Origin of the sequence: Pseudomonas sp. NPDC090208 (assembly GCF_044746785.1) — a bacterium.
In the GTDB taxonomy this organism is placed as follows: domain Bacteria; phylum Pseudomonadota; class Gammaproteobacteria; order Pseudomonadales; family Pseudomonadaceae; genus Aquipseudomonas.
This window is the reverse complement of sequence record NZ_JBIVCU010000010.1, coordinates 201935-227907: the sequence shown is the minus strand read 5'-3', so window position 1 is coordinate 227907 and position 25973 is coordinate 201935. Positions and strand designations below refer to the sequence as shown.

Genomic DNA, 25973 nt, shown 5'->3' with positions numbered 1-25973 from the left:
GGTGGCTATTGTGGGAGGGAGCCCTGCTCGCGAAAGCGTCGTGTCAGTTGGCCCGGCAGTATCTGACCTGGCGCATTCGCGAGCAGGGCTCCCTCCCACGGTATCTGCACTGCCTGATTGATCCCGCAAGCAGCAAGACTGCTACCGGTGTTCAGCTCACTTCTTGACCGTGCGCTCCACATGCGCAGCAAACCCGTCGATGATGCCCTGCAGGAACGGTTTGGACTTCTCGCTCAGCGTGCCCTGTTCGTCGAACAACGTACCGGCGTGGCCCAGGTAGGCTTCCGGTTGTTGCATGCACAGCACGTCGAGGAACACGAAGGACTGACGCAGATGCTGGTTGGCACCGAAGCCGCCGATTGCACCCGGCGAAACACTGACCACCGCCGCCGGCTTGGCCTTGCCCCAGGCGCTCTTGCCATACGGACGCGAGCCGACATCGATAGCGTTTTTCAGCACGCCCGGCACCGAGCGGTTGTATTCAGGGGTCACGAACAAAAAGCCATCCGCCGATTGCAGCGCCTGACGGAACGTGGTGTAGGCTGCAGGCGGCGAATCGAGGTCGATGTCTTCGTTGTACAGCGGCAAGTCGCCGATTTCGACGATGTTGAGTTTCAGGCTGGCGGGCGCCAACTCGGCCAGCGCGCGGGCGACTTTGCGGTTGATCGAGTCTTTTCTCAAGCTGCCGACGATCACTGCAATCGAATGAACCTGGCTCATGAAACTGACCTTCTTCTGAATGGAGGAACCGACAGTTATAGATGAAACAGGCGATTTCCACAGGACGGTTTTCTGGATTTTATCTATCGATTTATTCAATCTTTGCCAGACGCCGGCACCGGGGCATCGGACATGCCCGGTGACTATTTTTTTGCGCCGCGAAAACTCCCCCGGAAAAAGGCGGTCTGACAGCCGTGAGCAACGACAGCAGCCAGGGACGCAACGCAACGACCTTGCCGGCGAACAGGGATTTACCGCCTGCGCCGATACGCGCGACGCAGGCAAACATGAGCAGTTTTTCCAGAGGTTACAAAGCAGATGGCTTCAGTTCTAGTTGGGCAGTTCCATGCCAGAGACGCGGAAGGCCGCATCTACCCGGTGCAGGAATTCCGCGAATCACAGCCCGATGAGGCGAACGGCCAGCAACCGGTGTCGACCTATCGACTGGCCATTGGCGACCGCGTCAATCACCTGGGTGGCGACGAATTCGAGCTGGTCCAGTCGGGGACAAAGCTGACGCGGGTGTATTGAGCCCTGCAGATCTGGCTCCAGAAGCCGGTCACGTGGGAGGGAGCCCTGCTCGCGAAAGGGGTGGGTCAAACACCTCGACAGTGACTGAACTGACGCTTTCGCGAGCAGGGCTCCCTCCCACATCGGTTCCAGTCGGCCCGGATTTCATCTACAGGGCATCAGCAAACACCAGATACCAGAAAATCGCCGCCTCGGCGGTCGCCGGATCGATGGCGCGATAGCGCAGATAGTCCACTCCGCCCACCACGAACCCGTAGCTCTCGTACAACCGGCACGCTGCCAGGTTGTTGTTTTGGGTTTCCAGCATGATCCCCGGCAGGTTGCGCTCGCGACTCCAGGCCCGGGCCACGTCCAGCAGATACCGCGCGATACCGTTGCGCCGGGCAAACGTGTCCACCGCCAGTTCGTCGATATGCGCGAAACCGTTCCAGTGCTTGCTGATGACGATATGCCCCACCGGCTGCTCGTCGAGCCAGGCCACCAGCACGGTGCCATCAGCGGAATCGCGGTAGTTGCAGAACTCTTCCGAATCGATGCCGTAGTTCTTGAGGTAAGGCTCGACCGGGTCGATGCGCCACTGCGCCACCGGCGTGCCGATCTGCACCTGGGCATAGCCGGTCACGGTGAAGGTGAATTCGCTGTTGAGGATGTAATCCTCGAAGCATTCGTCTGCGGCACGAATGCTCAAGGTCGGGCTCACCATTGTCATCACGGGCCTCCTGCGCCATTGATGAAAGGGTCACACCTGGGGCCGATCAGGCCTGCTGGGTCTGCGCTTCGAGCAACTGCGTCCACAGCGCCGGCGCACCGGCCGACTTGGCGATCACCGCCAGCCGCGCCTCATGCTCGGCCAGTTCGGCTTCCGACGCGAGAATCACCGGGCCACGGCTGCGACCGGTGATCCGGCTGATTTCCGAAGGCCGCTCAGCACCACCTTCACCGTCGCTGTTGCCAGCCAGGGACAGGGTGGTCTGGCCACCGGTCATCGCCAGATAGACGTCAGCCAGAATCTCCGAGTCGAGCAACGCGCCGTGCAGTTCACGGTTGGAGTTGTCGACGTCGTAGCGTTTGCACAGGGCATCGAGGCTGTTGCGCTGGCCCGGATGACGCTCACGGGCCATGGCCAGGGTGTCGAGCACCGAGCAATAGCTGCTGATGTCCGTACGGTCGTGCTGGCCGATCAGGGCGAATTCGTTGTTGAGGAAGCCGACGTCGAACGCCGCGTTGTGGATGATCAGCTGCGCGCCTTTGATGAACTCATAGAATTCATCGGCGACTTCCGCGAAGCGCGGCTTGCCGATCAGGAACTGGTCGGTGATACCGTGAACGCCGATCGCGCCCTCGTCACTCTCGCGGTCCGGCTGCAGGTAAACATGGAAATGCCGCCCGGTCAGACGCCGGCCGATCAATTCCACACAACCGATCTCGATCACCCGGTGACCGTCGGTGACGGGCATACCGGTGGTTTCGGTGTCGAGTACGACTCTTCGTTCAGTGTTGGTGTTTTCTGCTGTCATTGCCTGGCGCCTCGGTTTCAGGCGCGAATACTAGCATGGGTGACCAAAAGTGATCCTCTATTGAGGATGTATGGGATGTAGGAGTGAGCTTGCTCGCGATGACGTCAAGACAGACGACACAATGCTGAATGCCCAATCGCAATCGCGAGCAAGCTCACTCCTACAAGATCGATGTTTATTTCTTCGATCACCCGTGCTTGATCCCGCGCACCTCATCCACCCCACGGTTGGCCAACTGGTCGGCGCGTTCGTTGCCATGATGGCCGATATGACCCCGCACCCATTTCCAGGTGACGTTGTGGCGGTTGACCTGCTCGTCCAGCTGCATCCACAGGTCGGCGTTCTTCACCGGTTCCTTGGCGGCGGTCTTCCAGCCGCGCTTCTTCCAGTTGGTCATCCACTCGGTGATGCCTTTCATCACGTACTGCGAGTCGGTGACCAGGATCACTTCGCAAGGGCGCTTGAGCTCTTCCAGCCCGCGAATCGCAGCAAGCAGCTCCATGCGGTTGTTGGTGGTGTTGGCTTCACCGCCCCAGAGTTCCTTTTCCACGCCTTTGCACACCAGCAGCGCGCCCCAGCCGCCAGGGCCGGGGTTGCCTTTGCAGGCGCCATCGGAGAAGAGTTCTACGGTATCGCTCATGACCACTTATTCCACAATTGAGAAGGCTTGCACCCTCATGGCTCGGGGGTGCGCCGGTTGACCTTGGCCATCGGCAGCGGCAGCAGTTTGCCCATAGGTTCGCGGCGCGGCATGCGCACCGGGCGCAAGCCGACCACCAATTTGCGTGCCACTAATAAATAGAAGCCGCCACCCGGGCTCTGCCAGCCGTCGCCCAGGCGCTCGAGACCCGCCAGACGGGCCTGCCAGGTCGGCGAGGCAAGCGGCGGACGATAGCACCCGAATCTGCGTTTCTCCAGCGCGAAGCCCAGCAGGTTGAGCCAGTCGCCGACCCGTGACGGCGAAATGCAACGCGCCCGGCGCAACGCGTCGTTGGCAAAAACGTGACGGATACCCCAGGTGCTCCACGGGTTGATGCCGATGATCAGCAAATGGCCACCAGGGCGCACACTGCTCGCCGCTTCGCGCAACAGACCATGGGGCGACAGACAGAAATCCAGGCCATGCTGCATCACCACCACATCGGCAGCGTGCTCGCTGAGCGGCCAGGCCTGTTCTTCGCAGACGATCTCGACCCCCGGCAGCGGCGCGCCGAGACGCACGTTGCGCTGCACCTGCTTGGCCGCCGGCGGGGTCTGCGCCGACGGACCGTAATGCACCAGATAGCCGCCGAAGAAACGTTCGAGTTCCTCTTCAAGCACCCGCCGTTCTTCTTCCAGCAGCAATTGCCCCACGGGCCCGGACAACCATTCGCGGGCAGAGCTGATCAACGCAAGCCATTCGGGGTCGGCCTGGGCGAACGCTTCATCGGTCATTTCCGGTCTCCATAAGAGGTCCTGCTTGCGAGGTACTCGCCTGGAACCTGTTCAGACTCTAAGATTGCTCTTTGTTTCCAGACAAGTGAATCGCGCCATGATACAGATCGATGCCCTGCCTGCTTTCAGCGACAACTACATCTGGTTGTTACAAGACAATGCCAGCAAGCGTTGCGCGGTGGTCGATCCGGGCGATGCGGCGCCGGTACTGGCCTGGCTTGAGCGCAATCCGGGATGGCAACTGAGCGACATCCTGGTCACTCACCATCATGCCGATCATACCGGCGGCGTCGAACAACTGAAAAATGCCACCGACGCCCGGGTCTACGGCCCGGCCGGCGAGAAGATTCCGGCCCGCGACGTGGCCCTGGACGACAAGCAGCAGATCAGTGTGCTCGGCCTCGACTTCATTATTTACACGGTGCCGGGCCACACCCTCGGCCACATCGCCTATTACCACGCCGATGCACAGGCCCCACTGCTGTTCTGTGGCGACACCCTGTTTGCTGCCGGTTGCGGTCGCCTGTTCGAAGGCACGCCGGAGCAGATGCATCAATCGCTGAGCCGACTGGGCGCCCTGCCGGACAGCACGCTGGTCTACTGCACCCACGAATACACCCTGAGCAACCTGCGTTTTGCAGTGGCCGTCGAGCCGAACAACCCGGACGTCGTCGCCCGATTCGAGCAAGTGACGCAATGGCGCGCGGAAAACCGCATGAGCCTGCCGTCGAATCTGGCCCTGGAGCACCGCACCAATCCTTTCCTGCGGGCTTCGCAACCTGCGGTAAAACAAAAAGCGGACGAACGGACCGGCACCGACAACGCCTCTGCCGTGGCGGTTTTTGCCGCCTTGCGGGCCTGGAAAGATAAGTTCTAAACCGGGGGTGGATCGGCACAAAAATTCTGAAAGGTTGACCACTTTAGAGTCGCTTTCTAGAATCGCCCGACATTTTCGACTGGAACTATCCACCAGCCAATGTCGTCATCCATACGCAAAACCTTTAATTCCGACGCATTGACTCGGTTGGCTCAAGCGCTCGCGGTTGTCGCGAGCGCCACTTTGGCAGGCTGCCAGACCACCGGCAGCCTGGAGCCGAGCGGTTCCGCCAGCGCGTCTCATCCCTCTGCCAACGTCAAGCCCAAACCGGTCTTCGTCGCCCGTAAACCTGTACCGCAAGCGCCACCTCATGACGTCTGGGAACGCATGCGTCAGGGCTTCCAGCTGCAGGACGGCAACGATCTCAACCCGCGCATCGACCAGCAACGTCTGTGGTTCGCCAACAACCCGTCGTTCCTTGAAAACGCCGGCGAGCGCGGCAGCCTGTACATGCATTACATCGTCGAACGCCTCGAAGAGCGCAATATGCCGCTGGAACTGGCACTGCTGCCGGTCATCGAGAGCGCTTACAACCCGATGGCCCTGTCGCGCAGCGATGCAGCCGGTATCTGGCAGTTCATCCCGTCGACCGGGCGCTACTTCAACCTGCGTCAGACCAATTTCTACGACGGCCGCCGTGACATCACTGCGTCCACCACCGCAGCGCTGGACTACCTGACCAAGCTGCACGACATGTTCAACGGCGACTGGCTGCTGGCCCTGGCGGCCTACAACGCCGGCGAAGGCACGGTCAGCCGCGCCATCGAGCGCAACGAAAAGCTCAATCTGCCGACCGATTACTGGAACCTGCCGCTGCCGCAGGAAACCCGCGACTACGTGCCCAAGCTGCTGGCCCTGTCGCAAGTGGTCATGTCGCCGGATGCCTATGGCGTCAACCTCAGCCCAATCGACAACAAGCCTTACTTTGAAGTCGTCGAACTGAACAAGCGCATGGACCTGTCGAAAGTCGCGGCCATGGCCGACATCGACGAAGACGAACTGGTCCAGCTCAACCCGGCCTTCAAGAAACGCCTGACCATCGACGGCCCGCAGCATCTGCTGGTGCCGACGTCCAAGTCGCAATTGCTGACCGCCAATCTGTCGAACATGAAGCCCGAAGAGCTGGTGGACTGGCAGCAATACCGCGTGCGTCCGGGTGACAGCCTGGCCAGCATCGCCAGCCGCTACAAGGTGTCGACCACGACGATCAAGGACTTGAACAAGCTGTCGAGCAATCACCTGCGCCGTGGTCAGGCCCTGACCATCCCGGTGCAGCCGGGCATGAAAACCGCCATGCCGGTGTTCGAGGAAGTCGCCGAGAACGACGAAAAACCGACCCGCACTCGCACTTATAAAGTGAAGAAAGGCGACAACCTGGGCCAGATCGCCCGCATCAACAAGGTTGAAGTCAAGGATCTGCAACACTGGAACAAGCTGTCCGGCCAAAACCTCAAGGTCGGCCAGACCCTGGTCATGCAGGACACCAGCAAGCCCGCCAAGGCCAGCTCCCGTGCCGTTGCGAAAAACGACAGCAAGGCCAAGGGCCAGGACGCCGAAGGCAAGGCCACGCAGTACAAGATCCAGAAAGGCGACTCGCTGTATCTGGTGGCCAAACGTTTCAACGTCGAGATGCAGCACCTCAAGCGCTGGAACCCGCGCAGTGGTCAGGCGCTGAAACCGGGACAGACACTGACGGTTTATCTGCCGCATTGATCTGAAGGCATCGACCTGCCTTGAATCACCCGTGGGAGCGAATTCATTCGCGAGACGCCGGTACAGCCGATACACATGTGTCGCCTGATCGAATGCATCGCGAATGAATTCGCTCCCACCGTGTGTCACATCGCCCTGCAGGAGCCGCCAAGCCTCTCCCCCACCCTTTTTCCAGCCCATACAAGCTGCTACTGTGACCGACCGCTGCCTGGATCGAACGCCGACTTGATACGTCCCCTGTTGCTGATATTCAGCCTGGCCTTGAGCACGACAGCCGCCGCGACCATCAGCGAAAGCCATGGTTACGCCCAGTTCGGTGTCCTCAAGTATCCGGCCAGCTTCACCCATTTCGACTGGGTCAATCCCGAGGCGCCGAAGGCGGGCACCTTGCGGATCATGGCCAACGGCACGTTCGATACGCTCAACCCCTACACCTTTAAAGGCAGCAGCCCGATTTCGACGCCGAATTTCGGTCAATACGGGGTCAGCGAACTCAACGAGCCGCTGATGATCGGCACCGGCCAGTACGATCCTTCCGGCGATGAACCGACCTCCAGTTACGGCCTGATCGCCAAGACCGTTGAATACAGCGAAGACCGCAGCTGGGTGGTGTTCAACCTGCGTCCGGAAGCGCGCTTTCACGACGGCAAACCGATCACCGCGTACGACGTGGCCTTTTCCTACCGCACGCTGCTCAAGGACGGCCACCCGCAGTACCGCACGGCATTGCAGGAAGTGCAGCGGGTGGACATCCTCAATCGCCACCGCATTCGCTTCGTGTTCAAGCGCTCCGGCAACCCATTACTGATTCTGCGCCTTGGCGAACTGCCGGTGCTGCCACAGCATTACTGGAAAAACCGCGACTTCAAGGCAACCACCTTCGAAGCACCGCTGGGCAGCGGGCCCTACCGCATCACTCAGGTGCGCCCGGGGCGCAGCCTGGTGTTCGAACGGGTCAAGGATTACTGGGGCAAGGACCTGCCGGTCAATCGCGGCAAATACAACTTCAATCGCGTCGAAGTCGAGTTCTATCGTGATGCCGATGTGGCCTTCGAAGCATTCAAGGCCGGCGAATTCGACATCTACATCGAGCACCAGGCGAAGAACTGGTCCACCGGTTACGACTTCCCGGCGGTGGCCGATGGCCGCGTGATCAAGGCGCAGATTCCGCACCGGATCCCGACGCAGACCCAAGGCCTGTTCATGAACACCCGCCGTGCGACGTTCAGCGACATCAGAGTCCGCGAAGCGCTGGGGCTGATGTTCAACTTCGAGTGGACCAACCGCACGCTGTTCAACGACGCCTATCAGCGCTCGACCAGCTACTACCCCAACAGCGAGTTTTCCGCGACTGACTTGCCGGCCGGCCACGAATTCCTGCTGCTGGCGCCATACCGCGAACAACTGCCGCCGGCCCTGTTCACCCAACCGTTCAGCGTGTCGAAGACCGACGGCGGCGGCGTGCCCCGCGACACCCTGCGCAAGGCCCTGGGCCTGTTGGCCGAAGCCGGCTGGAAGTACACCGAACGCGGCCTGACCAATCGCGTGGGCCAACCGCTGCGCTTTGAGATCCTGCTGGTCAACCCGAACCTCGAACGCATCCTGCAACCGTACATCGAAGACCTGACCCGCATCGGCATCGACGCGCGCCTGCGCACTGTCGACCGTGCGCAGTACAAGCAGCGGCTCGATCAGTTCGACTTCGACATGATCCTGATGACCCTCAACCAGACCCTCAGTCCGGGCCTTGAGCAATGGCAGTATTTCCACTCCAGCCAGGCCAACATCAAGGGCAGCAAGAATTACGCAGGCATCGCCAATCCGGTGGTGGACAACCTGCTCAACCAGCTACTGGCGGCCAAGACCCGCGACGATCAGGTCGCGGCGACCAAAGCACTGGACCGTGTGCTGCTCTGGCAGCACTACATGATTCCCAACTGGTACCTGAACAATCACCGTCTGGCGTACCGCAACCGCTTTGCCATGGTCACCACCCCGCCCTACACCCTGGGTCTGCGTGCGTGGTGGCTCAAGCCTTCGGAGAAAAATCAATGACTGCCCTCCGCACCCTCTCGCGGGCTGGCGGCCTGTTCCTGCTGGGCCTAGCCTGTGCAACTCAGGCAGCCCCGCAACATGCCATCACGCTGTACAACGAAGCGCCGAAATACCCGGCCGACTTCAAACACTTCGACTACGCCAACCCCGACGCGCCCAAGGGCGGCATCCTGCGCAGCGCCGGTTTCGGCAGTTTCGACAGCCTCAACCCGTTCATCAGCAAGGGCGTGCCGGCCGATGACATCGGCCTGATCTATGACACCCTCGCCCGCCAGGGCCTGGACGAGCCGTTCACCGAATACGGCCTGATAGCCGGCAAGATCGAGAAAGCCCCGGACAACAGCTGGGTGCGCTTCTATCTGCGCCCCGAGGCGAAATTCAACGATGGCCATCCGGTGCGTGCCGAAGACGTGGTGTTCAGTTTCGAGACACTGATCAAGGACGGCTCGCCGCTGTACCGCAGCTACTACGCCGACGTCGATCAGGTGGTCGCCGAAGACCCGCTGACGGTCCTCTTCAAGTTCAAGCACAACGACAACCGCGAGCTGCCGCTGATCATCGGCCAGTTGCCGGTGCTGCCGAAACACTGGTGGGCCAGCCGCGACTTCAGCAAGAGCAATCTGGAAATCCCGCTGGGCAGCGGACCGTACAAGGTGGTCGAGGTCAAGGCCGGGCGCTCCATTCGCTACGAGCGGGTCAAGGATTACTGGGGCAAGGACCTGCCGGTGAACAAGGGCTTCTACAACTTCGACAAGCTCTCCACCGACTACTACCGCGACAACACCGTTGCCCTGGAAGCCCTGAAAGCCGGTGCGTTCGACTTCTGGCAGGAAATGACCGCGAAGAACTGGGCCACCGCCTACGACGTGCCGGCCGTGCGCGAAGGCCGGTTGATCAAGGAAGAGATCCCCAATGGCAACCCGCAGGGCATGCAGGGCTTCATCTTCAACCTGCGCAAACCGATGTTCCAGGACGCCCGCGTGCGTCAGGCGCTGAGCCTGTTGCTGGACTTCGAATGGACCAACAAGCAGCTGTTCTTCGGTTCCTACACCCGCACCAAGAGCTATTTCGACAACTCCGACATGGGCTCGCGCGGCCTGCCTACCGAAGCCGAGCTGAAAATCCTCGAACCGCTGCGCGACAAGCTGCCGCCCTCGGTCTTCACCGAAGAATTCAAATTGCCGGTCACCGATGGCAGCGGCATCATCCGCGATCAGCAGCGCAAGGCCTTTGCACTGCTCAAGGAAGCAGGCTGGAAGATCGTCGGCGACAAGATGGTCGACACCGAGGGCAAGCCGGTCAGCATCGAATTCCTGCTGGCCCAGACCGAATTCGAGCGAGTATTGCTGCCGTTCAAGCGCAACCTCGCCGACATCGGCATCAACCTGGAAATCCGCCGGGTCGACGTCTCGCAATACGTCACCCGCCGCCGCTCGCGGGATTACGACATGATCGTCGGCAGCTTCCCGCAGTCCAGTTCGCCGGGTAACGAACAGCGCGAATACTGGGACTCGTCGGCCGCCGACAAACCGGGCAGCTATAACCTGATCGGCCTGAAAGATCCGGCCGTCGACGCGCTGGTCAGCGGCCTGATCAACGCCGATTCGCGGCAGAGCCTGATCGACCATACCCGCGCCCTCGACCGTGCGCTGCTCTGGGGCTACTACGTGATCCCCAACTGGCACATCAAGACCTGGCGCCTGGCCTACTGGGATCATCTCGGTCATCCAAAACGCACACCGCTGTACGACATCGGCAGCATGACCTGGTGGGTCAAGCCCGACGCGAAACCGGCCATTCCGGTGCAGACCGCCGCCGATCCGGCCGCGTCCGAAGCTGCCCCTGCAAGCGGCACGGAGCAATAACATGCTGGCGTACATTCTGCGGCGTCTGCTGCTGATCATTCCGACCCTGTTCGGCATCCTGCTGATCAACTTCGTGATCATCCAGGCCGCCCCCGGCGGCCCGGTAGAACAGATGATCGCCAAGCTGGAAGGCTTCGAAGGCGCCACCAGCCGCATTGCCGGCGGCGGTGCCGAGGTTTCGGTGGCGGGCTCGACCTACCGCGGCGCCCAAGGCCTGGACCCCAGCCTGATCAAGGAAATCGAGCACATGTACGGCTTCGACAAATCGGCGCCGGAACGCTTGTGGATCATGGTCAAGAACTACTCGCGGCTGGACTTCGGCGAGAGCTTTTTCCGCGATGCCAAGGTCATCGACCTGATCGCCGAGAAGATGCCGGTGTCGATCTCGCTCGGCCTGTGGAGCACGCTGATCATGTACCTGGTGTCGATCCCGCTGGGGATCGCCAAGGCGACCCGCCACGGCAGCCAGTTCGACGTCTGGACCAGTTCGGCGATCATCGTCGGCTATGCCATCCCGGCGTTCCTGTTCGCCATCCTGTTGATCGTGGTGTTCGCCGGTGGCAGTTACTTCGACTGGTTCCCGTTGCGAGGCCTGACATCGAGCAATTTCGACGAGCTGACCTGGGCTGGCAAGATCGGCGATTACTTCTGGCATCTGGTATTGCCGATCACCGCACTGGTGATCGGTAACTTCGCCACCATGACCCTGCTGACCAAGAACAGCTTCCTCGACGAAATCGGCAAGCAGTACGTGATCACCGCCAAGGCCAAGGGCCTGACCCAAAGCCGCGTGCTCTACGGCCATGTATTCCGCAACGCGATGCTGCTGGTGATCGCCGGTTTTCCATCGGCGTTCATCGGCATCTTCTTCACCGGCTCGCTGCTGGTGGAGGTGATCTTCTCCCTCGACGGCCTGGGCCTGATGAGTTTTGAAGCCGCGATCAACCGTGACTACCCGGTAGTGTTCGGCACTCTGTTCATCTTCACCCTGTTGGGGCTGGTGGTGAAGCTGATCGGTGACCTGACCTACACCCTGGTTGATCCACGTATCGACTTCGACCGCAGGGAGCATTGATATGAGTCTGTCCCCTCTCAACCGCCGACGTTTCGAGCGGTTCAAGGCCAACAAACGTGGCTGGTGGTCGCTGTGGCTGTTCCTGATCCTGTTCGTCCTCAGCCTGGGCGCCGAACTGATCGCCAACGACAAGCCGCTGGCGGTGCGCTACGACGGCCACTGGTACTTCCCGGTGCTCGAACGCTACCCGGAAACCACCTTCGGCGGCGAATTCCCGCTGGAAGCCAACTACAAGAGCCCGTACATCAAGGAGCTGATCGCGGCGAAAGACGGCTGGACCCTGTGGGCGCCTATTCCGTTCAGCTACCAGAGCATCAACTACGACCTGAAAGTCCCTGCCCCGGCACCGCCGTCCCGGGACAACTTGCTGGGTACCGACGATCAGGGCCGTGACGTGCTGGCACGGGTGATCTACGGCTTCCGCGTGTCGGTGCTGTTCGCCCTGACCCTGACCCTGCTCAGCTCGGTCGTCGGCGTGATCGCCGGCGCCCTGCAAGGCTTCTATGGCGGCTGGGTCGATCTGGTTGGTCAGCGCTTTCTGGAAATCTGGTCGGGCCTGCCGGTGCTGTACCTGCTGATCATCCTCGCCAGCTTCGTGCAGCCCAACTTCTGGTGGCTGCTGGGCATCATGCTGCTGTTTTCGTGGATGAGCCTGGTCGACGTGGTGCGCGCGGAGTTCCTGCGCGGTCGCAACCTGGAATACGTGCGCGCAGCACGGGCGCTGGGCATGCAGAACGGCGCGATCATGTTCCGCCACATCCTGCCCAACGCCATGGTCTCGACCATGACCTTCATGCCGTTCATCCTCACCGGCGCCATCGGCACCCTGACCGCGCTGGACTTCCTCGGCTTCGGCCTGCCCGCCGGCTCGCCGTCGCTGGGTGAACTGGTGGCGCAGGGCAAATCCAACCTGCAAGCCCCGTGGCTGGGCATGAGCGCTTTTGCCGTGCTGGCAATCATGTTGAGTCTGCTGGTGTTCATCGGCGAATCCGCCCGTGACGCGTTCGACCCGAGGAAATGAGATGAATCAGGACAATCTGATCGAAATCCGCGACCTGGCCGTCGAATTCGTCACTGGCCAAAAAACCCAGCGCGTGGTCGAAGGCATCAGCTTCGATATCCGCAAGGGCGAAACCCTGGCGCTGGTGGGTGAAAGCGGCTCGGGCAAGTCGGTCACCGCCCACTCGATCCTGCGCCTGCTGCCTTACCCGTTGGCGCAGCATCCGACCGGCACGATCCAGTACGCCGGCAACGAGCTGCTGACCGTCAGCGAGAAACGCATGCGCGCCATTCGTGGCAACCGCATCGCGATGATCTTCCAGGAGCCGATGACCTCGCTGAACCCGCTGCAATCGATCGAAAAGCAGATCAACGAGGTGCTGGGCCTGCACAAGGGCCTGACCGGCAAAGCCGCGACCCGGCGCACCCTGGAGTTGCTGGAGCTGGTCGGCATTCCCGAACCGACAAAACGTCTCAAGGCCCTGCCCCATGAGCTGTCTGGTGGTCAGCGTCAGCGGGTAATGATCGCCATGGCCCTGGCCAACGAGCCGGAACTGCTGATCGCCGACGAGCCGACCACGGCGCTGGACGTCACGGTACAGCTGAAAATCCTCAAACTGCTCAAGGAATTGCAGGCGCGTCTGGGCATGGCGCTGTTGCTGATCAGCCACGATTTGAACGTGGTTCGACAAATTGCGCACAGAGTATGTGTCATGCAGCGCGGTTGCATCGTCGAACAGGCATCGTGCGAAGAGCTGTTCCGTTCGCCGCAGCATCCGTACACCAAAGAATTGCTCAGTGCCGAGCCCAAAGGCGGGCCGGCAAACAACGTGCCGGGCGCGCCGTTGCTGGAAGTCGATGACCTGCGAGTCTGGTTTCCGATCAAGAAAGGCGTGTTCAAACGCACGGTCGATCACGTCAAGGCCGTGGACGGCATCCACTTCAGCCTGCCCCGTGGGCAGACGCTGGGGATCGTCGGCGAAAGCGGCTCGGGCAAGTCGACATTGGGGCTGGCGATTCTGCGGCTGATTCGCAGCGAAGGCGAAATCCGCTTTCAGGGCGAGTCGCTGGCCTGCCTCAAGCAGCAACAGGTACGCCCATTGCGACGGCAGATGCAGGTGGTGTTTCAGGACCCGTTCGGCAGCCTGAGCCCGCGCATGTCGGTGTGTGACATCGTTGGCGAAGGCCTGCGTATTCACAAGATCGGCACGCCGGTCGAGCAGGAAGCGGCAGTGATCGAAGCGCTCAAGGAGGTAGGTCTGGATCCGGCAACCCGGCACCGCTACCCCCATGAATTTTCCGGTGGTCAGCGGCAAAGGATCGCCATTGCAAGGGCATTAGTGTTAAAACCGGCGCTGATTTTACTGGACGAGCCAACTTCGGCCCTCGACCGGACGGTTCAGCGTCAAGTGGTGGAGCTTTTGCGCTCCCTGCAAACCAAGTACAACCTGACATATTTGTTTATCAGCCATGACCTGGCGGTAGTCAAAGCACTGAGCCACCAGTTGATGGTGGTCAAGCAAGGCCAAGTGGTCGAACAGGGTGTGGCAGAGGATATCTTCGCCGCACCGCAACATCCTTATACACAGCAGCTGCTGGAGGCCGCCTTCCTGGCGCCGGCAGCTGTCGATTTAACCTGAAGAGGAAAAAACCATGGGTTTTCTCGCCGGTAAGCGCGTCCTGATCGTCGGTGTCGCCAGCAAACTGTCCATCGCATCCGGCATCGCCGCCGCCATGCATCGCGAGGGCGCCGAGCTTGCCTTCACCTACCAGAACGAAAAACTGCGCGGCCGCGTGGAAGAGTTCGCCGCAGGCTGGGGTTCGAGCGCCGAGCTGTGCTTCCCTTGCGACGTGGCCAGCGATGAAGAAATCGCCAAGGTCTTCGAAGAGCTGAGCAAGAAGTGGGACGGCCTGGACTGCATCGTGCACTCCGTAGGCTTCGCCCCGGGCGACCAACTGGATGGCGACTTCACCGAAGCCACTACCCGTGACGGCTTCCGCATTGCCCACGACATCAGCGCCTACAGCTTCGTCGCGCTGGCCAAAGCCGGCCGCGAGCTGATGAAAGGCCGCAATGGCAGCCTGCTGACACTGTCCTACCTGGGCGCCGAGCGCACCATGCCGAACTACAACGTCATGGGCATGGCCAAAGCCAGCCTGGAAGCCGGCGTTCGTTACCTGGCCCGCAGCCTCGGCCCGGACGGCACCCGCGTCAACGCCGTATCCGCCGGCCCGATCCGCACCCTGGCCGCTTCCGGCATCAAGAACTTCCGCAAGATGCTGGATGCCAACGAAGCCCAGACCCCACTGCGCCGCAACGTGACCATCGACGAAGTCGGCAACGCCGGCGCCTTCCTGTGCTCCGACCTGGCCTCTGGTGTCAGCGGTGAAATCATGTACGTCGACGGTGGCTTCAACACCACCGCGATGGGTGATCTGCAGGACTGACAGACGCTGATCGACTCTGTAGGAGCCGGCTTGCTGGCGATTTGCGGAGCGTCAGTCGACATCTGTGTGACTGACCCGACGCATTCGCCAGCAAGCCGGCTCCTACAGGATCAGTGTAAAACCGGATGCAAACAAAAAGCCCCGGCTCTCACGAGCCGGGGCTTTTTGTTGTCAGCGTGACGCGAGGATCAGTATTTCTCGATCTTCGCGGCCGCTTCCAGTTGCGCACGGTACGCGGCGAAGTCCTGCTGGCCCTCACGGGACGCCAGGAAGCGACGGTACTGCGATTTCTCGGCATCGCTGGCAGGCGTCGCCTGATTCACGCCATTGAGGCGCACGATCACGAAACTACCGTCTGCGGCGGTCAGGCTGGCGTAAACCGGCTTGTCCTTGCCTTCCGGCTTGGGCATGCGGAACAGCGCCTGCAGGACTTGCGGATCGACGCCTTCCTGGCCACGGGAGGCCGCTTCGACGACTTTCCAGTTCTGACCTTCCTGCTTGGTCGCGCTGTACGGCACCTTGCCGTCACGCAGACCCGCCAGCAGGGTCTCGCCCTTGCCCTTCACCGCGTCGCTGGCGTGGTTCTTGACCAACTGCGCACGAATGGCATCGGAAACGGCTTCCAGCGGCAGTTGCTCCGGTTGACGGTGCTCCTTGACGCGAACCACCACTACGGTTTCAGGATCAAGTTCCAGCGCCGAGCTGTTGGACCCTTCTTCCATCACCTCGGTGCTGAACGCGGCTTGAATCACGGCACGGTTGGCCGCAATGCCTTCGCCGCCTTCACGACCGAATGGCGCAGTCGTCTGCACTTTCAGGCCCAGGTCCTGCGCAGGCTGCGCCAGGTCGGACGCTTCGAATGCGGCGTCTTCCAGCTTCTTGCTCGCTTCGACGTACTTCTGCTCGACCTGTTGCGACTTCAGTTCGCGGGTCAGCTTGTCCTTCAGGCTGGCGAAGGTCGGCACCGACGGTGCTTCGACGCCCAGCAGCTTGATCAGGTGCCAGCCGAACTGACTGCGCACCGGCGCCGACACCTGGTCCTTGTTCAGCGCGTACAGCGCGTCTTCGAAGGCCGGGTCATAGACACCCTTGCCGGCATAGCCCAGATCGCCGCCCTTGCTCGACGAGCCCGGGTCCTGCGAGAACTCCTTGGCCAGCGCGGCGAAGTCTTCACCCTTGGCCAGACGCTGCTGGACTTCTTCCAGCTTGGCCTTCGCCTGGGCATCGCTGGTCTTGTCGTTGACTTCGATCAGGATGTGAGCGGCGCGGCGCTGCTCGGCCAGGTTGGCGATTTCTTTTTGATACGCCGCCTGCAGGTCTTCATCCTTCACCGACACCTTATCGAAGAACGACGACTTCTTCAGCTCGATGTAGTCGACCACGACTTGCTCAGGGCTGAGGAATTCCTTGGCGTGCTGGTCGTAGTGCGCCTTGATTTCGTCATCGCTGACTTTGACGTTCGACGGATCGGCCGGCAGGGTCAGGGTGGCGAAATCACGGGTCTGTTTTTCCAGACGGGCGAAAGCGTCGACCTGAGCGTCGGTGATGAAGGCACTGCCTGCGATACCGGCACGGATCTGGCCGATCAGCATTTCCTGACCGAGGATCTGGCGGAACTGCATGCGGCTGTAGCCGAGCTGGCGAATGACCTGATCGAAACGGTCGGCACTGAATTTGCCGTCGACCTGGAATTCAGGCGTCATCAGGATCTGTTGATCCAGCGCCGCTTCAGAGAAGCCGAACTTCGAATCGGCTGCACCTTGCAGCAGCAGCTTGCGATCGATCAGGCCCTTGAGCGCCGAGTCACGCAGCATCTTTTCGTTGAGCATGGCCGGATCGAAATCCTTGCCCAGCTGTTGCATGAGCTGACGGCGTTGCATTTCGACCGCCTGGCCCAGGTCGTTCAGGCTGATTTCGTCGCCGTTGACCTTGGCAGCGTCCTGAGAGTGACTGGTTGCCCTGAAAATGGCATCGAAACCGGTCAGGGCCATCAGAACCACGATGACTCCGATGATGGTCTTGGCAATCCAGCCTTGTGAATTGTCCCTGATATTCTGCAGCATGCGTCCCCCAGAGGGCTTTACTCGACTCACCAAGCTGCGGCACACGGTAAAGCGGAGCGTGGGTAGATTCCGGATAGAAGAAAGGCGCATCCGAGGATGCGCCTTCTCGTAACGTGTGGAGCGGACAGGGTTCGAATGTGCGTTCCCTGAGGTGACAGGCCGGCGCTGGACCAACCGCACTTGCCGCTTCACCACCAGAACAGAGGTAACGCTGTCCTGGCTGGGCAAAGATAAAAAGAAACTTAGTTGACCGCTTCTTTCAGAGCTTTACCGGCTTTGAAGCCTGGTTTCTTGGCAGCCGGGATTTCCAGAGTCTTGCCGGTCTGTGGGTTACGGCCGGTACGGGCAGGACGATCAGTCACGGAGAAGGTGCCGAAGCCAACCAGTACAACAGAGTCGCCAGCCTTCAGAGCGCCAGTGACGGATTCGATTACTGCGTCCAGCGCACGGCCAGCAGCAGCTTTCGGGATGTCAGCGGATGCGGCGATAGCATCAATCAGTTCCGACTTGTTCACTCTAAGTCCCCTTATATCTATATTGAGTATATTTCTAAGTTTTTTGGTGTAGCCAAACGAACACTGTATGGCCTGCTGATGCTTGAAGAGCCGCTTTATAACAAGGGCTCTAAAAAGCTGTCAAGGAAGGCCCCCCAGACTTAATGCGTGCTAATTCTTTCCTTTGAATCAGTCTCGCGTTTTTCATCCTTCGCAACCATCTCGGGAGCCACATCCGGCAAGGGCTCCGGCGCGTATTGCAGCGCAATTTGCAGGACTTCGTCAATCCATTTAACCGGTTTGATTTGCAGATCCTGCTTGATATTGTCAGGAATTTCTTTCAAATCCCGTACGTTTTCTTCCGGAATGATCACGGTCTTAATTCCACCGCGGTGTGCGGCCAGAAGTTTTTCCTTCAAACCGCCGATCGCCAGCACCTGACCACGCAGGGTGATTTCACCGGTCATTGCCACATCGGCACGCACCGGAATCTGCGTCAGCGCCGAAACCAGCGCCGTGCACATGCCTACGCCTGCGCTCGGACCGTCTTTCGGCGTCGCGCCTTCCGGCATGTGGATGTGCGTGTCGCGCTTCTCGTGGAAGTCCAGTGGAATGCCCAGGCTCTTGGCCCGGCTGCGTACCACGGTCAGCGCGGCGGTGATCGATTCGACCATCACATCGCCCAGCGAGCCGGTCTTGATCAACTGACCCTTGCCCGGCACCACGGCCGCTTCGATGGTCAGCAGTTCGCCACCCACCTGGGTCCATGCCAGGCCGGTGACCTGACCGATCTGATCCTGCTGCTCGGCCAGGCCGTAGCGGAACTTGCGCACACCGAGGAAGTTTTCCAGCATCGCGGCGGTCACCGTGACGGTGAAGCGCTTCTCGTGGGCATGCTCCTTGACCGCCTTGCGGCAGACCTTGGCAATCTGGCGCTCCAGGCTACGCACGCCGGCTTCCCGGGTGTAGTACCGGATAATGTCGCGAATGGCGTCTTCTTCGAACTCGATTTCGCCCTTCTTCATGCCGTTGGCCGCGATCTGCTTCGGCGACAGGTATTTGGTGGCGATGTTGATTTTTTCGTCTTCGGTGTAGCCCGGCAGACGAATCACTTCCATACGGTCCAGCAGCGCCGCCGGGATGTTCATCGAGTTGGCGGTGCAGAGGAACATCACATCCGAGAGGTCGTAATCGACTTCCAGGTAGTGGTCGTTGAAATTGTGGTTCTGCTCCGGATCGAGCACTTCGAGCAGTGCCGAGGCCGGATCGCCGCGCATGTCGCTACCCATCTTGTCGATTTCGTCGAGCAGGAACAGCGGGTTGCGCACACCGACCTTGGTCATTTTCTGGATCAGACGACCCGGCATCGAACCGATGTAGGTACGACGGTGACCACGGATTTCAGCTTCGTCCCGTACGCCGCCCAGGGCCATGCGCACGAACTTGCGGTTGGTGGCGTGGGCGATGGACTCCGCCAGCGAGGTTTTACCCACGCCAGGCGGGCCGACCAGGCACAGCACCGGACCGCGAATCTTCTTCACGCGCTTCTGCACGGCGAGGTATTCGAGAATCCGCTCTTTGACTTCTTCAAGGCCGTAGTGATCGGCGTCAAGGATGTCTTCGGCGCGAGCAAGGTCCAGACGCACCTTGCTCTGAGCCTTCCACGGCACCTGCACCAGCCAGTCGATGTAGGAGCGCACCACGGTGGCTTCGGCCGACATCGGCGACATTTGCTTGAGCTTGTTCAGTTCGGCGGTGGCCTTGGTCATCGCGTCTTTCGGCAGACCGGCCGCATCGATGCGCTTTTTCAGCTCTTCGATTTCGTTGTGGCCTTCGTCGCTGTCGCCGAGCTCTTTCTGAATGGCCTTCATCTGCTCATTCAGGTAGTACTCGCGCTGGCTGCGCTCCATCTGCTTTTTCACGCGGCCACGGATGCGCTTCTCGACCTGCAGCAGGTCGATTTCGGCATCCAGCAACGCCAGTACGTGCTCGACCCGCATGGCCAGGTCGATGATTTCCAGAATTTCCTGCTTCTGCTCGATCTTCAGCGCCATGTGCGCGGCCATGGTGTCGACCAGACGACCCGGCTCATCGATGCTGTTGAGGGAGGACAGGACTTCGGCAGGGACTTTCTTGCCCAGCTGCACATATTGTTCGAACTGCGCCAGCAGGCTGCGCACGAACACTTCGGATTCGCGGTCAGGGGCGTCGACTTCATCGATCAGTGCCACTTCGGCACGGCAGTGGCCTTCCACTTCGATGAAGCGCTCGACGGAACCACGCTGCTCGCCTTCGACCAGCACCTTGACGGTGCCGTCCGGCAGTTTCAGCAGCTGCAATACGGTTGCAACGGTACCCACGCTATAAAGGGCGTCTTCACCCGGATCATCGTCTGCTGGGTTTCTTTGCGCGAGCAACAGGATCTGTTTGTCGCCGGTCATCGCGGCTTCCAGCGCCTCGATGGATTTCTCGCGCCCCACGAACAGTGGGATCACCATGTGCGGATACACCACTACATCGCGCAATGGCAAAAGAGGCAATTCAATGGTCGTCTTCATGATTTCGCCTCTACGGCGGCCTTCAGGCCATGGACAGATAGAAATAAGCTGAAAACCAAGATGGGGGTAGCTACCCAAAAAAACAAGCGTCGTTTCGAGTTAATACGCCAGAGGGCTGAAAATGCAAAAAGGGGCCCGAGGGCCCCTTTGCTTTCCAGTCGCCCGGTGCGTAGCCCGCAGGCTTACGCGTCGGGAGCCGCCTTGGCAGGTGGCTCGCTGTTTTCGTAGATCAGCAACGGCTTGGAAGATCCGTCGATCACGCTTTCGTCGATCACCACTTTGCTCACGTCGGTTTGCGACGGGATTTCGTACATGGTGTCGAGCAGCACGCCTTCGAGGATGGAGCGCAGGCCACGGGCACCGGTCTTGCGCTCCAGCGCACGACGGGCAACCGATTTCAGCGCATCGGTACGGAACTCCAGGTCCACACCTTCCATTTCGAACAGCTTGGCGTATTGCTTGGTCAGCGCGTTCTTCGGCTCGGTCAGAATCTGCATCAGCGCAGCTTCGTCCAGCTCGTCCAGAGTCGCCAGTACTGGCAGACGGCCCACGAACTCCGGAATCAGACCGAACTTGACCAGATCGTCAGGCTCGACTTCACGCAGGGATTCGCCAACCTTCTTGCCCTCTTCCTTGCTGCGCACTTCGGCGTTGAAGCCGATGCCGCCTTTGGTGGAGCGGTTCTGGATGACCTTTTCCAGGCCAGAGAACGCACCGCCGCAGATGAACAGGATGTTGCGCGTGTCCACTTGCAGGAATTCCTGCTGCGGATGCTTGCGACCACCTTGCGGCGGAACGGAAGCCACGGTGCCTTCGATCAGCTTCAACAGCGCCTGCTGCACGCCTTCGCCCGACACATCGCGGGTGATCGAAGGGTTGTCGGACTTGCGCGAGATCTTGTCGATTTCGTCGATGTAGACGATACCCATCTGGGCCTTTTCGACATCGTAATCGCACTTCTGCAGCAGCTTCTGGATGATGTTTTCCACGTCCTCACCCACATAACCGGCTTCGGTCAGGGTGGTGGCGTCGGCGATGGTGAACGGCACATTGAGCAGACGAGCCAGCGTCTCGGCCAGCAGGGTCTTGCCGGAGCCGGTAGGCCCGATCAGCAGGATATTGCTCTTGCCCAGTTCAACGTCGTCATTTTTCTTGTCGCGCTGGTTCAGACGCTTGTAGTGGTTGTACACCGCTACTGCGAGAACCTTCTTGGCACGCTCCTGACCGATGACGTACTGGTCAAGGATGCCGCTGATTTCTTTCGGCGATGGCAATTTATGCGCGCTGCTTTCTGCCTGTGCTTCCTGCACCTCCTCGCGGATGATGTCATTGCACAGGTCGACGCACTCGTCACAGATAAATACCGAGGGGCCGGCAATCAACTTGCGTACTTCATGCTGGCTTTTGCCGCAGAAGGAGCAATAAAGCAGTTTGCCGTTGTCCTCGCCGTTGCGGGTGTCAGTCATTCGATCGATCCAATCCGGTAGGCTTGCAACACAAGATGAAGGCAATTGCGGGCTTTTTCAAGTCCGCAGGTGGCAGGCAGGCCCGCCACCCGGGGTAAGTGCCTGTCAGGCGGTCATTTGCCGCTTGTCGATAACGGAGTCCACCAGACCGTATTCTGCAGCGCGGGCCGCGCTCATGAAGTTGTCGCGGTTGGTGTCTTTCTCGATGGTTTCCAGCGACTGGCCTGTGTGATACGCCAGCAGCTCGTTCAGACGCTGACGGATGTACAGGATTTCCTTGGCATGGATGTCGATGTCCGACGCCTGCCCCTGGAAACCGCCCAGTGGCTGGTGAATCATCACGCGCGAGTTCGGCAGCGCGAAACGCTTGCCCTTGGCGCCGCCGGCCAGCAGGAATGCACCCATGCTGCAGGCCTGACCGATCACGGTGGTGGACACGTCCGGCTTGATGAACTGCATGGTGTCGTAGATCGCCATGCCGGCAGTCACCGAACCGCCTGGGGAGTTGATGTAGAGATGGATGTCCTTGTCCGGGTTTTCCGCTTCAAGGAACAGCAGTTGCGCCGAAATCAGGTTGGCCATGTAGTCTTCTACCGGACCCACCAGAAAGATCACTCGCTCCTTGAGCAGGCGGGAGTAGATGTCATAGGCGCGTTCGCCACGGGCGGACTGCTCGATAACCATCGGGACCAGACCGCCAGCGGCCTGGATGTCAGAGTGCTGCTGAATATAAGAATTGCGGGACATGTCCTGCATTCACTCCCAAATAGTCATGTCTTGAATACGCATAAGCCAGCACGAAGGCTGGCTTATGGTGTTTTCGAACGAGAGAAGGAAATCAGTCGGCTTTTGGAGCTTCCACCGGCTTGACAGCCTCTTCGTACGAGACCGCTTTATCGGTCACGCTCGCTTTCTGCAAAACAGTATCCACAACTTGTTCTTCCAGCACAACCGAACGAACTTCGTTCATTTGCTGTTCGTTCTTGTAGTACCACGCCACGACCTGCTCTGGCTCCTGGTAGGCGGAAGCCATTTCCTGGATCAGCTCGCGAACGCGGGCTTCGTCAGGCTTGAGGTCGAACTGCTTGACCACTTCAGCAACGATCAGGCCCAGCTCGACGCGGCGCTTGGCCTGCTCTTCGAACAGCTCGGCCGGCAGTTGGTCAGGCTTGATGTTGCCGCCGAACTGCTGAACAGCCTGCACGCGCAGACGGTTGACTTCGTTTTCCAGCAGCGCTTTTGGCACTTCGATCGGGTTGGCGGCCAGCAGACCGTCCATGACCTGGTTCTTGACCTTGGACTTGATGGCCTGACGCAGTTCGCGCTCCATGTTCTTGCGAACTTCAGTGCGGAAACCTTCCAGGGTCGCTTCCTTGATGCCGAACTGGTTGAAGAACGCTTCGTTCAGCTCTGGCAGAACCGGTGCCGAAACGGTGTTCACGGTCACGGTGAACTCGGCGGTCTTGCCAGCCAGTTCCAGGTTCTGATAGTCCTCAGGGAAGGTCAGGTTCAGAACGCGCTCTTCACCGGCTTTGGCGCCGACCAGACCGTCTTCGAAACCAGGGATCATGCGGCCCGAACCCAGCACCAGCTGAGTGCCGGTCGCCGAACCGCCTGCGAACGCTTCACCGTCGATCTTGCCGACGAAATCGATGTTCAGCTGGTCTTCGTTGGCAGCAGCGCGGTCGGCCGCTTCGTAACGAACGTTCTGCTTGCGCAGGATTTCCAGCATATTGTCCAGGTCCGCATCAGCCACGTCGGCAGACAGACGCTCGACAGCTACGGATTCGAAACCGGCAACCGAGAACTCGGGGAACACTTCGAAAGTAGCGACGTACTCGAGGTCCTTGCCTTTTTCGAAGGATTTCGGCTCAACCGAAGGTGCGCCAGCCGGGTTCAGCTTTTGTTCTACGACTGCTTCGTAGAAGGTGGCCTGGATCAGGTCGCCCAGAGCTTCCTGACGGGCACCGTCTTCATAACGCTGGCGGATCACGCTCATAGGCACTTTGCCTGGGCGGAAGCCCGGGATCTTGGCTTTACGTGCGGTCTGCTGCAGACGCTTGTTGACTTCGGTCTCGATGCGCTCAGCTGGCACGCCAATGGTCATGCGGCGCTCGAGAGCGGAAGTGTTTTCAACAGAAACTTGCATGGATATTCCTCGTTGCACAGACGTTAGCCGGCCGTTTCCGACCCCAGAATCAAGGGCAAGCATTCTAGTGGGTCAATCTCAAGAAGTCACCCTGCCGAGCAAGGGTAAATAACGTGGAATGCAACCGGGGAAGGACAGGTGCCGATCGGCATCCCTGCGAAGTGTCTGAAATGCACCTTGCGCGCTTCCTTATATAAGGAAGCAAGGTACCGCCGGACGTCGGTCCAATCCCTGGAAACACGCCGTACGAACTCGCCAACGACCGTAATGACGGGTTCGCACCATCATGAAACCAATACGCTGAAACAAAAAAAGCCGCACGTGGCGGCTTTTTGATCCTGTCGACCGCCGAAGCGTACCTCAGGGTTGTAGCTGGTGCGGACGAAGAGACTCGAACTCTTACGCCTCGCGGCGCTGGAACCTAAATCCAGTGTGTCTACCAATTCCACCACGTCCGCGTTTGAAGCGCTTAAAGCAAAGGCGCCAGATTATGCATCTGGCGCCTTTTTCGAATATGGGGTGGACGATGGGGATCGAACCCACGACAACAGGAGTCACAATCCTGTGCTCTACCAACTGAGCTACGCCCACCATATTGCGTTGTAACCGACGCATTCACTTGGAATGCTACTTGTGCCAAAGCTGCCTTGACTGGCGCACCCGGCAGGACTCGAACCTGCGACCATCCGCTTAGAAGGCGGATGCTCTATCCAGCTGAGCTACGGGCGCTTATTTAATTTGCAATCCAACGAGTACAAATTAAGAGCTTTCAATCACGTCGAGTCGATCTGAACTCTACCTGACCTAATCAACCTTTCGACCTGAAAAACCGCTTCCGGTTAATCCTGTGTGGGGTTGTGCCCGACAAGTGCGACGAATCTTATAGACGAGCCTTGGGGTCGTCAACACTTTTTTTCTAAAAAATTCAGTTAATTAAAGGGGTTAGCTTATTAAGCAGACCAACCGCCTTTGCCCGTGCCTCAGGTCATGCGAGAATGCGCGCTCTTTTTCCCTCCCTTCCGATGGTTAATCACGCGTAATGACTGCAAAACTAATAGACGGCAAAACGATCGCAGCCAACCTGCGCCAGCAGATCGCCCAACGAGTCGCCGAACGTCGCGAGCAAGGCTTGCGCACCCCGGGCCTCGCGGTGATTCTGGTCGGTAGCGACCCCGCCTCTCAGGTTTACGTCTCGCACAAACGCAAAGACTGCGAAGAGGTCGGCTTCATTTCCCGAGCTTATGACCTGCCCAGCGAAACCACCCAGACCGAACTGACCAATCTCATCGACCGCCTCAATGATGACCCGGCCATCGATGGCATCCTTCTGCAACTGCCGCTGCCCGAGCACCTGGAATCCTCCAGCCTGCTGGAGCGCATTCGTCCGGATAAAGACGTCGACGGCTTCCACCCTTATAACGTCGGCCGCCTGGCTCAGCGCATCCCGCTCCTGCGCCCCTGCACACCAAAAGGCATCATGACCCTGCTGGAAAGCACCGGTGTCGATCTGTACGGCAAAGATGCCGTGGTGGTCGGTGCCTCCAACATCGTTGGCCGGCCAATGGCCATGGAACTGTTGCTCGCAGGCTGCACCGTCACCGTGACCCACCGCTTCACGCAGGATCTGGCCGGCCATGTCGGCCGTGCCGATCTGGTAGTCGTCGCTGCCGGCAAGCCGGGGCTGGTCAAGGGTGAGTGGATCAAGGAAGGCGCCATCGTCATCGACGTCGGCATCAACCGCCAGGAGGATGGCAAGCTGGTGGGTGATGTGGTTTACGAGACCGCCCTGCCCCGCGCTGGCTGGATCACTCCAGTGCCGGGCGGCGTCGGCCCGATGACCCGCGCCTGCCTGCTGGAAAACACGCTGTACGCGGCGGAAACGCTGCACGCCTGACTCTGAGGCGAGCGAACAGGAACGGCACCTCAGGGTGCCGTTTTTTATTGGCAAGCCCGGTAGCAGACGATGCTTTTGATTCTGGCCGAAGGCCGTGGGAGGGAGCCCTGCTCGC

At 60.0% G+C, this 25973-nt stretch carries 21 protein-coding genes and 3 tRNA genes; 10 read left to right on the top strand and 14 right to left on the bottom strand.

Annotation, left to right across the window (positions count from 1 at the left end; all coding sequences use genetic code 11):
* Positions 1 to 156 precede the first annotated feature (156 nt).
* On the bottom strand, positions 157 to 720 hold the full coding sequence (locus ACIPL0_RS18295) for an NADPH-dependent FMN reductase (protein WP_400601927.1): 564 nt from the start codon (positions 718 to 720) through the stop codon (positions 157 to 159).
* A 318-nt stretch (positions 721 to 1038) separates the two neighbouring features.
* Between ACIPL0_RS18295 and ACIPL0_RS18290 the strand changes: the two genes are divergently transcribed.
* On the top strand, positions 1039 to 1251 hold the full coding sequence (locus ACIPL0_RS18290) for a hypothetical protein (protein WP_400601928.1): 213 nt from the start codon (positions 1039 to 1041) through the stop codon (positions 1249 to 1251).
* Positions 1252 to 1399: 148 nt separating this feature from the next.
* Here ACIPL0_RS18290 and ACIPL0_RS18285 read toward each other — a convergent pair whose 3' ends face one another.
* The 4 genes from ACIPL0_RS18285 to ACIPL0_RS18270 all read right to left on the bottom strand — a co-directional run bounded on the left by ACIPL0_RS18285 (position 1400) and on the right by ACIPL0_RS18270 (position 4202).
* Positions 1400 to 1960, bottom strand: a complete 561-nt coding sequence (locus tag ACIPL0_RS18285) for a GNAT family N-acetyltransferase (RefSeq protein ID WP_400601930.1) — start codon at positions 1958 to 1960, stop codon at positions 1400 to 1402.
* A gap of 46 nt (positions 1961 to 2006) precedes the next feature.
* On the bottom strand, positions 2007 to 2768 hold the full coding sequence (gene dnaQ / locus ACIPL0_RS18280; RefSeq protein WP_400601932.1) for a DNA polymerase III subunit epsilon: 762 nt from the start codon (positions 2766 to 2768) through the stop codon (positions 2007 to 2009).
* A 187-nt stretch (positions 2769 to 2955) separates the two neighbouring features.
* Positions 2956 to 3408, bottom strand: a complete 453-nt coding sequence (gene rnhA, locus ACIPL0_RS18275) for a ribonuclease HI (RefSeq protein WP_400601934.1) — start codon at positions 3406 to 3408, stop codon at positions 2956 to 2958.
* Between the two features lie 35 nt (positions 3409 to 3443).
* On the bottom strand, positions 3444 to 4202 hold the full coding sequence (locus ACIPL0_RS18270) for a class I SAM-dependent methyltransferase (protein ID WP_400731564.1): 759 nt from the start codon (positions 4200 to 4202) through the stop codon (positions 3444 to 3446).
* Between the two features lie 97 nt (positions 4203 to 4299).
* Between ACIPL0_RS18270 and gloB the strand changes: the two genes are divergently transcribed.
* The 8 genes from gloB (at position 4300) to fabI (ending at position 15234) form a co-directional block, all read left to right on the top strand.
* Positions 4300 to 5079, top strand: coding sequence for a hydroxyacylglutathione hydrolase (gloB, locus tag ACIPL0_RS18265; protein WP_400601937.1), 780 nt, complete (start codon positions 4300 to 4302; stop codon positions 5077 to 5079).
* Between the two features lie 99 nt (positions 5080 to 5178).
* The gene (locus ACIPL0_RS18260) at positions 5179 to 6792 is read left to right on the top strand and encodes a LysM peptidoglycan-binding domain-containing protein (protein WP_400601938.1); all 1614 of its coding nucleotides are present in this window, start codon (positions 5179 to 5181) and stop codon (positions 6790 to 6792) included.
* 225 nt (positions 6793 to 7017) lie between these two features.
* Complete coding sequence (locus ACIPL0_RS18255; RefSeq protein ID WP_400601940.1) at positions 7018 to 8847, top strand: extracellular solute-binding protein; 1830 nt, start codon at positions 7018 to 7020, stop codon at positions 8845 to 8847.
* On the top strand, positions 8844 to 10712 hold the full coding sequence (locus tag ACIPL0_RS18250; protein ID WP_400601941.1) for an extracellular solute-binding protein: 1869 nt from the start codon (positions 8844 to 8846) through the stop codon (positions 10710 to 10712). The genes ACIPL0_RS18255 and ACIPL0_RS18250 overlap by 4 nt, the downstream gene beginning before the upstream one ends.
* Before the next feature lies 1 nt (position 10713).
* Entirely contained in the window at positions 10714 to 11787 is a 1074-nt protein-coding gene (locus ACIPL0_RS18245; RefSeq protein WP_400601942.1) for a microcin C ABC transporter permease YejB, read from the top strand.
* Between the two features lies 1 nt (position 11788).
* Complete coding sequence (locus tag ACIPL0_RS18240; RefSeq protein WP_400601943.1) at positions 11789 to 12808, top strand: ABC transporter permease; 1020 nt, start codon at positions 11789 to 11791, stop codon at positions 12806 to 12808.
* A gap of 1 nt (position 12809) precedes the next feature.
* Entirely contained in the window at positions 12810 to 14426 is a 1617-nt protein-coding gene (locus ACIPL0_RS18235) for an ABC transporter ATP-binding protein (RefSeq protein ID WP_400601944.1), read from the top strand.
* 13 nt (positions 14427 to 14439) lie between these two features.
* Positions 14440 to 15234, top strand: a complete 795-nt coding sequence (gene fabI / locus ACIPL0_RS18230) for an enoyl-ACP reductase FabI (protein ID WP_400601946.1) — start codon at positions 14440 to 14442, stop codon at positions 15232 to 15234.
* A gap of 188 nt (positions 15235 to 15422) precedes the next feature.
* Here the strand turns inward: fabI and ACIPL0_RS18225 are convergent, their stop codons facing one another.
* The 9 genes from ACIPL0_RS18225 to ACIPL0_RS18185 all read right to left on the bottom strand — a co-directional run bounded on the left by ACIPL0_RS18225 (position 15423) and on the right by ACIPL0_RS18185 (position 24693).
* On the bottom strand, positions 15423 to 17297 hold the full coding sequence (locus ACIPL0_RS18225; RefSeq protein WP_400601948.1) for a SurA N-terminal domain-containing protein: 1875 nt from the start codon (positions 17295 to 17297) through the stop codon (positions 15423 to 15425).
* 242 nt (positions 17298 to 17539) lie between these two features.
* Complete coding sequence (locus ACIPL0_RS18220) at positions 17540 to 17812, bottom strand: HU family DNA-binding protein (RefSeq protein ID WP_003183171.1); 273 nt, start codon at positions 17810 to 17812, stop codon at positions 17540 to 17542.
* A 140-nt stretch (positions 17813 to 17952) separates the two neighbouring features.
* Positions 17953 to 20349 (bottom strand): endopeptidase La, encoded by a 2397-nt coding sequence (gene lon, locus ACIPL0_RS18215; protein WP_400601950.1) that lies wholly within the window; start codon positions 20347 to 20349, stop codon positions 17953 to 17955.
* Between the two features lie 182 nt (positions 20350 to 20531).
* On the bottom strand, positions 20532 to 21815 hold the full coding sequence (gene clpX / locus ACIPL0_RS18210; protein WP_400601952.1) for an ATP-dependent Clp protease ATP-binding subunit ClpX: 1284 nt from the start codon (positions 21813 to 21815) through the stop codon (positions 20532 to 20534).
* Positions 21816 to 21920: 105 nt separating this feature from the next.
* On the bottom strand, positions 21921 to 22562 hold the full coding sequence (clpP, locus tag ACIPL0_RS18205) for an ATP-dependent Clp endopeptidase proteolytic subunit ClpP (RefSeq protein WP_400601954.1): 642 nt from the start codon (positions 22560 to 22562) through the stop codon (positions 21921 to 21923).
* 91 nt (positions 22563 to 22653) lie between these two features.
* Positions 22654 to 23964, bottom strand: a complete 1311-nt coding sequence (gene tig / locus ACIPL0_RS18200) for a trigger factor (RefSeq protein ID WP_400601956.1) — start codon at positions 23962 to 23964, stop codon at positions 22654 to 22656.
* A gap of 373 nt (positions 23965 to 24337) precedes the next feature.
* A tRNA-Leu gene (locus ACIPL0_RS18195) sits at positions 24338 to 24422 on the bottom strand.
* Positions 24423 to 24479: 57 nt separating this feature from the next.
* Positions 24480 to 24555, bottom strand: a tRNA-His gene (locus ACIPL0_RS18190).
* 61 nt (positions 24556 to 24616) lie between these two features.
* A tRNA-Arg gene (locus ACIPL0_RS18185) sits at positions 24617 to 24693 on the bottom strand.
* Positions 24694 to 25003: 310 nt separating this feature from the next.
* Here ACIPL0_RS18185 and folD point away from each other — a divergent pair.
* On the top strand, positions 25004 to 25858 hold the full coding sequence (gene folD, locus ACIPL0_RS18180; RefSeq protein WP_400591956.1) for a bifunctional methylenetetrahydrofolate dehydrogenase/methenyltetrahydrofolate cyclohydrolase FolD: 855 nt from the start codon (positions 25004 to 25006) through the stop codon (positions 25856 to 25858).
* Positions 25859 to 25973: the final 115 nt, after the last annotated feature.

Bases quoted from the DNA above. Each gene is read 5' to 3' on its own strand.
- ACIPL0_RS18295 (WP_400601927.1), bottom strand. From the start codon at position 720: ATGAGCCAGGTTCATTCGATTGCAGTGATCGTCGGCAGCTTGAGAAAA.
- ACIPL0_RS18290 (WP_400601928.1), top strand. From the start codon at position 1,039: ATGGCTTCAGTTCTAGTTGGGCAGTTCCATGCCAGAGACGCGGAAGGC.
- ACIPL0_RS18285 (WP_400601930.1), bottom strand. From the start codon at position 1,960: ATGACAATGGTGAGCCCGACCTTGAGCATTCGTGCCGCAGACGAATGC.
- dnaQ (WP_400601932.1), bottom strand. From the start codon at position 2,768: ATGACAGCAGAAAACACCAACACTGAACGAAGAGTCGTACTCGACACC.
- rnhA (WP_400601934.1), bottom strand. From the start codon at position 3,408: ATGAGCGATACCGTAGAACTCTTCTCCGATGGCGCCTGCAAAGGCAAC.
- ACIPL0_RS18270 (WP_400731564.1), bottom strand. From the start codon at position 4,202: ATGACCGATGAAGCGTTCGCCCAGGCCGACCCCGAATGGCTTGCGTTG.
- gloB (WP_400601937.1), top strand. From the start codon at position 4,300: ATGATACAGATCGATGCCCTGCCTGCTTTCAGCGACAACTACATCTGG.
- ACIPL0_RS18260 (WP_400601938.1), top strand. From the start codon at position 5,179: ATGTCGTCATCCATACGCAAAACCTTTAATTCCGACGCATTGACTCGG.
- ACIPL0_RS18250 (WP_400601941.1), top strand. From the start codon at position 8,844: ATGACTGCCCTCCGCACCCTCTCGCGGGCTGGCGGCCTGTTCCTGCTG.
- ACIPL0_RS18245 (WP_400601942.1), top strand. From the start codon at position 10,714: ATGCTGGCGTACATTCTGCGGCGTCTGCTGCTGATCATTCCGACCCTG.
- ACIPL0_RS18240 (WP_400601943.1), top strand. From the start codon at position 11,789: ATGAGTCTGTCCCCTCTCAACCGCCGACGTTTCGAGCGGTTCAAGGCC.
- ACIPL0_RS18235 (WP_400601944.1), top strand. From the start codon at position 12,810: ATGAATCAGGACAATCTGATCGAAATCCGCGACCTGGCCGTCGAATTC.
- fabI (WP_400601946.1), top strand. From the start codon at position 14,440: ATGGGTTTTCTCGCCGGTAAGCGCGTCCTGATCGTCGGTGTCGCCAGC.
- ACIPL0_RS18225 (WP_400601948.1), bottom strand. From the start codon at position 17,297: ATGCTGCAGAATATCAGGGACAATTCACAAGGCTGGATTGCCAAGACC.
- lon (WP_400601950.1), bottom strand. From the start codon at position 20,349: ATGAAGACGACCATTGAATTGCCTCTTTTGCCATTGCGCGATGTAGTG.
- clpX (WP_400601952.1), bottom strand. From the start codon at position 21,815: ATGACTGACACCCGCAACGGCGAGGACAACGGCAAACTGCTTTATTGC.
- clpP (WP_400601954.1), bottom strand. From the start codon at position 22,562: ATGTCCCGCAATTCTTATATTCAGCAGCACTCTGACATCCAGGCCGCT.
- tig (WP_400601956.1), bottom strand. From the start codon at position 23,964: ATGCAAGTTTCTGTTGAAAACACTTCCGCTCTCGAGCGCCGCATGACC.
- folD (WP_400591956.1), top strand. From the start codon at position 25,004: ATGACTGCAAAACTAATAGACGGCAAAACGATCGCAGCCAACCTGCGC.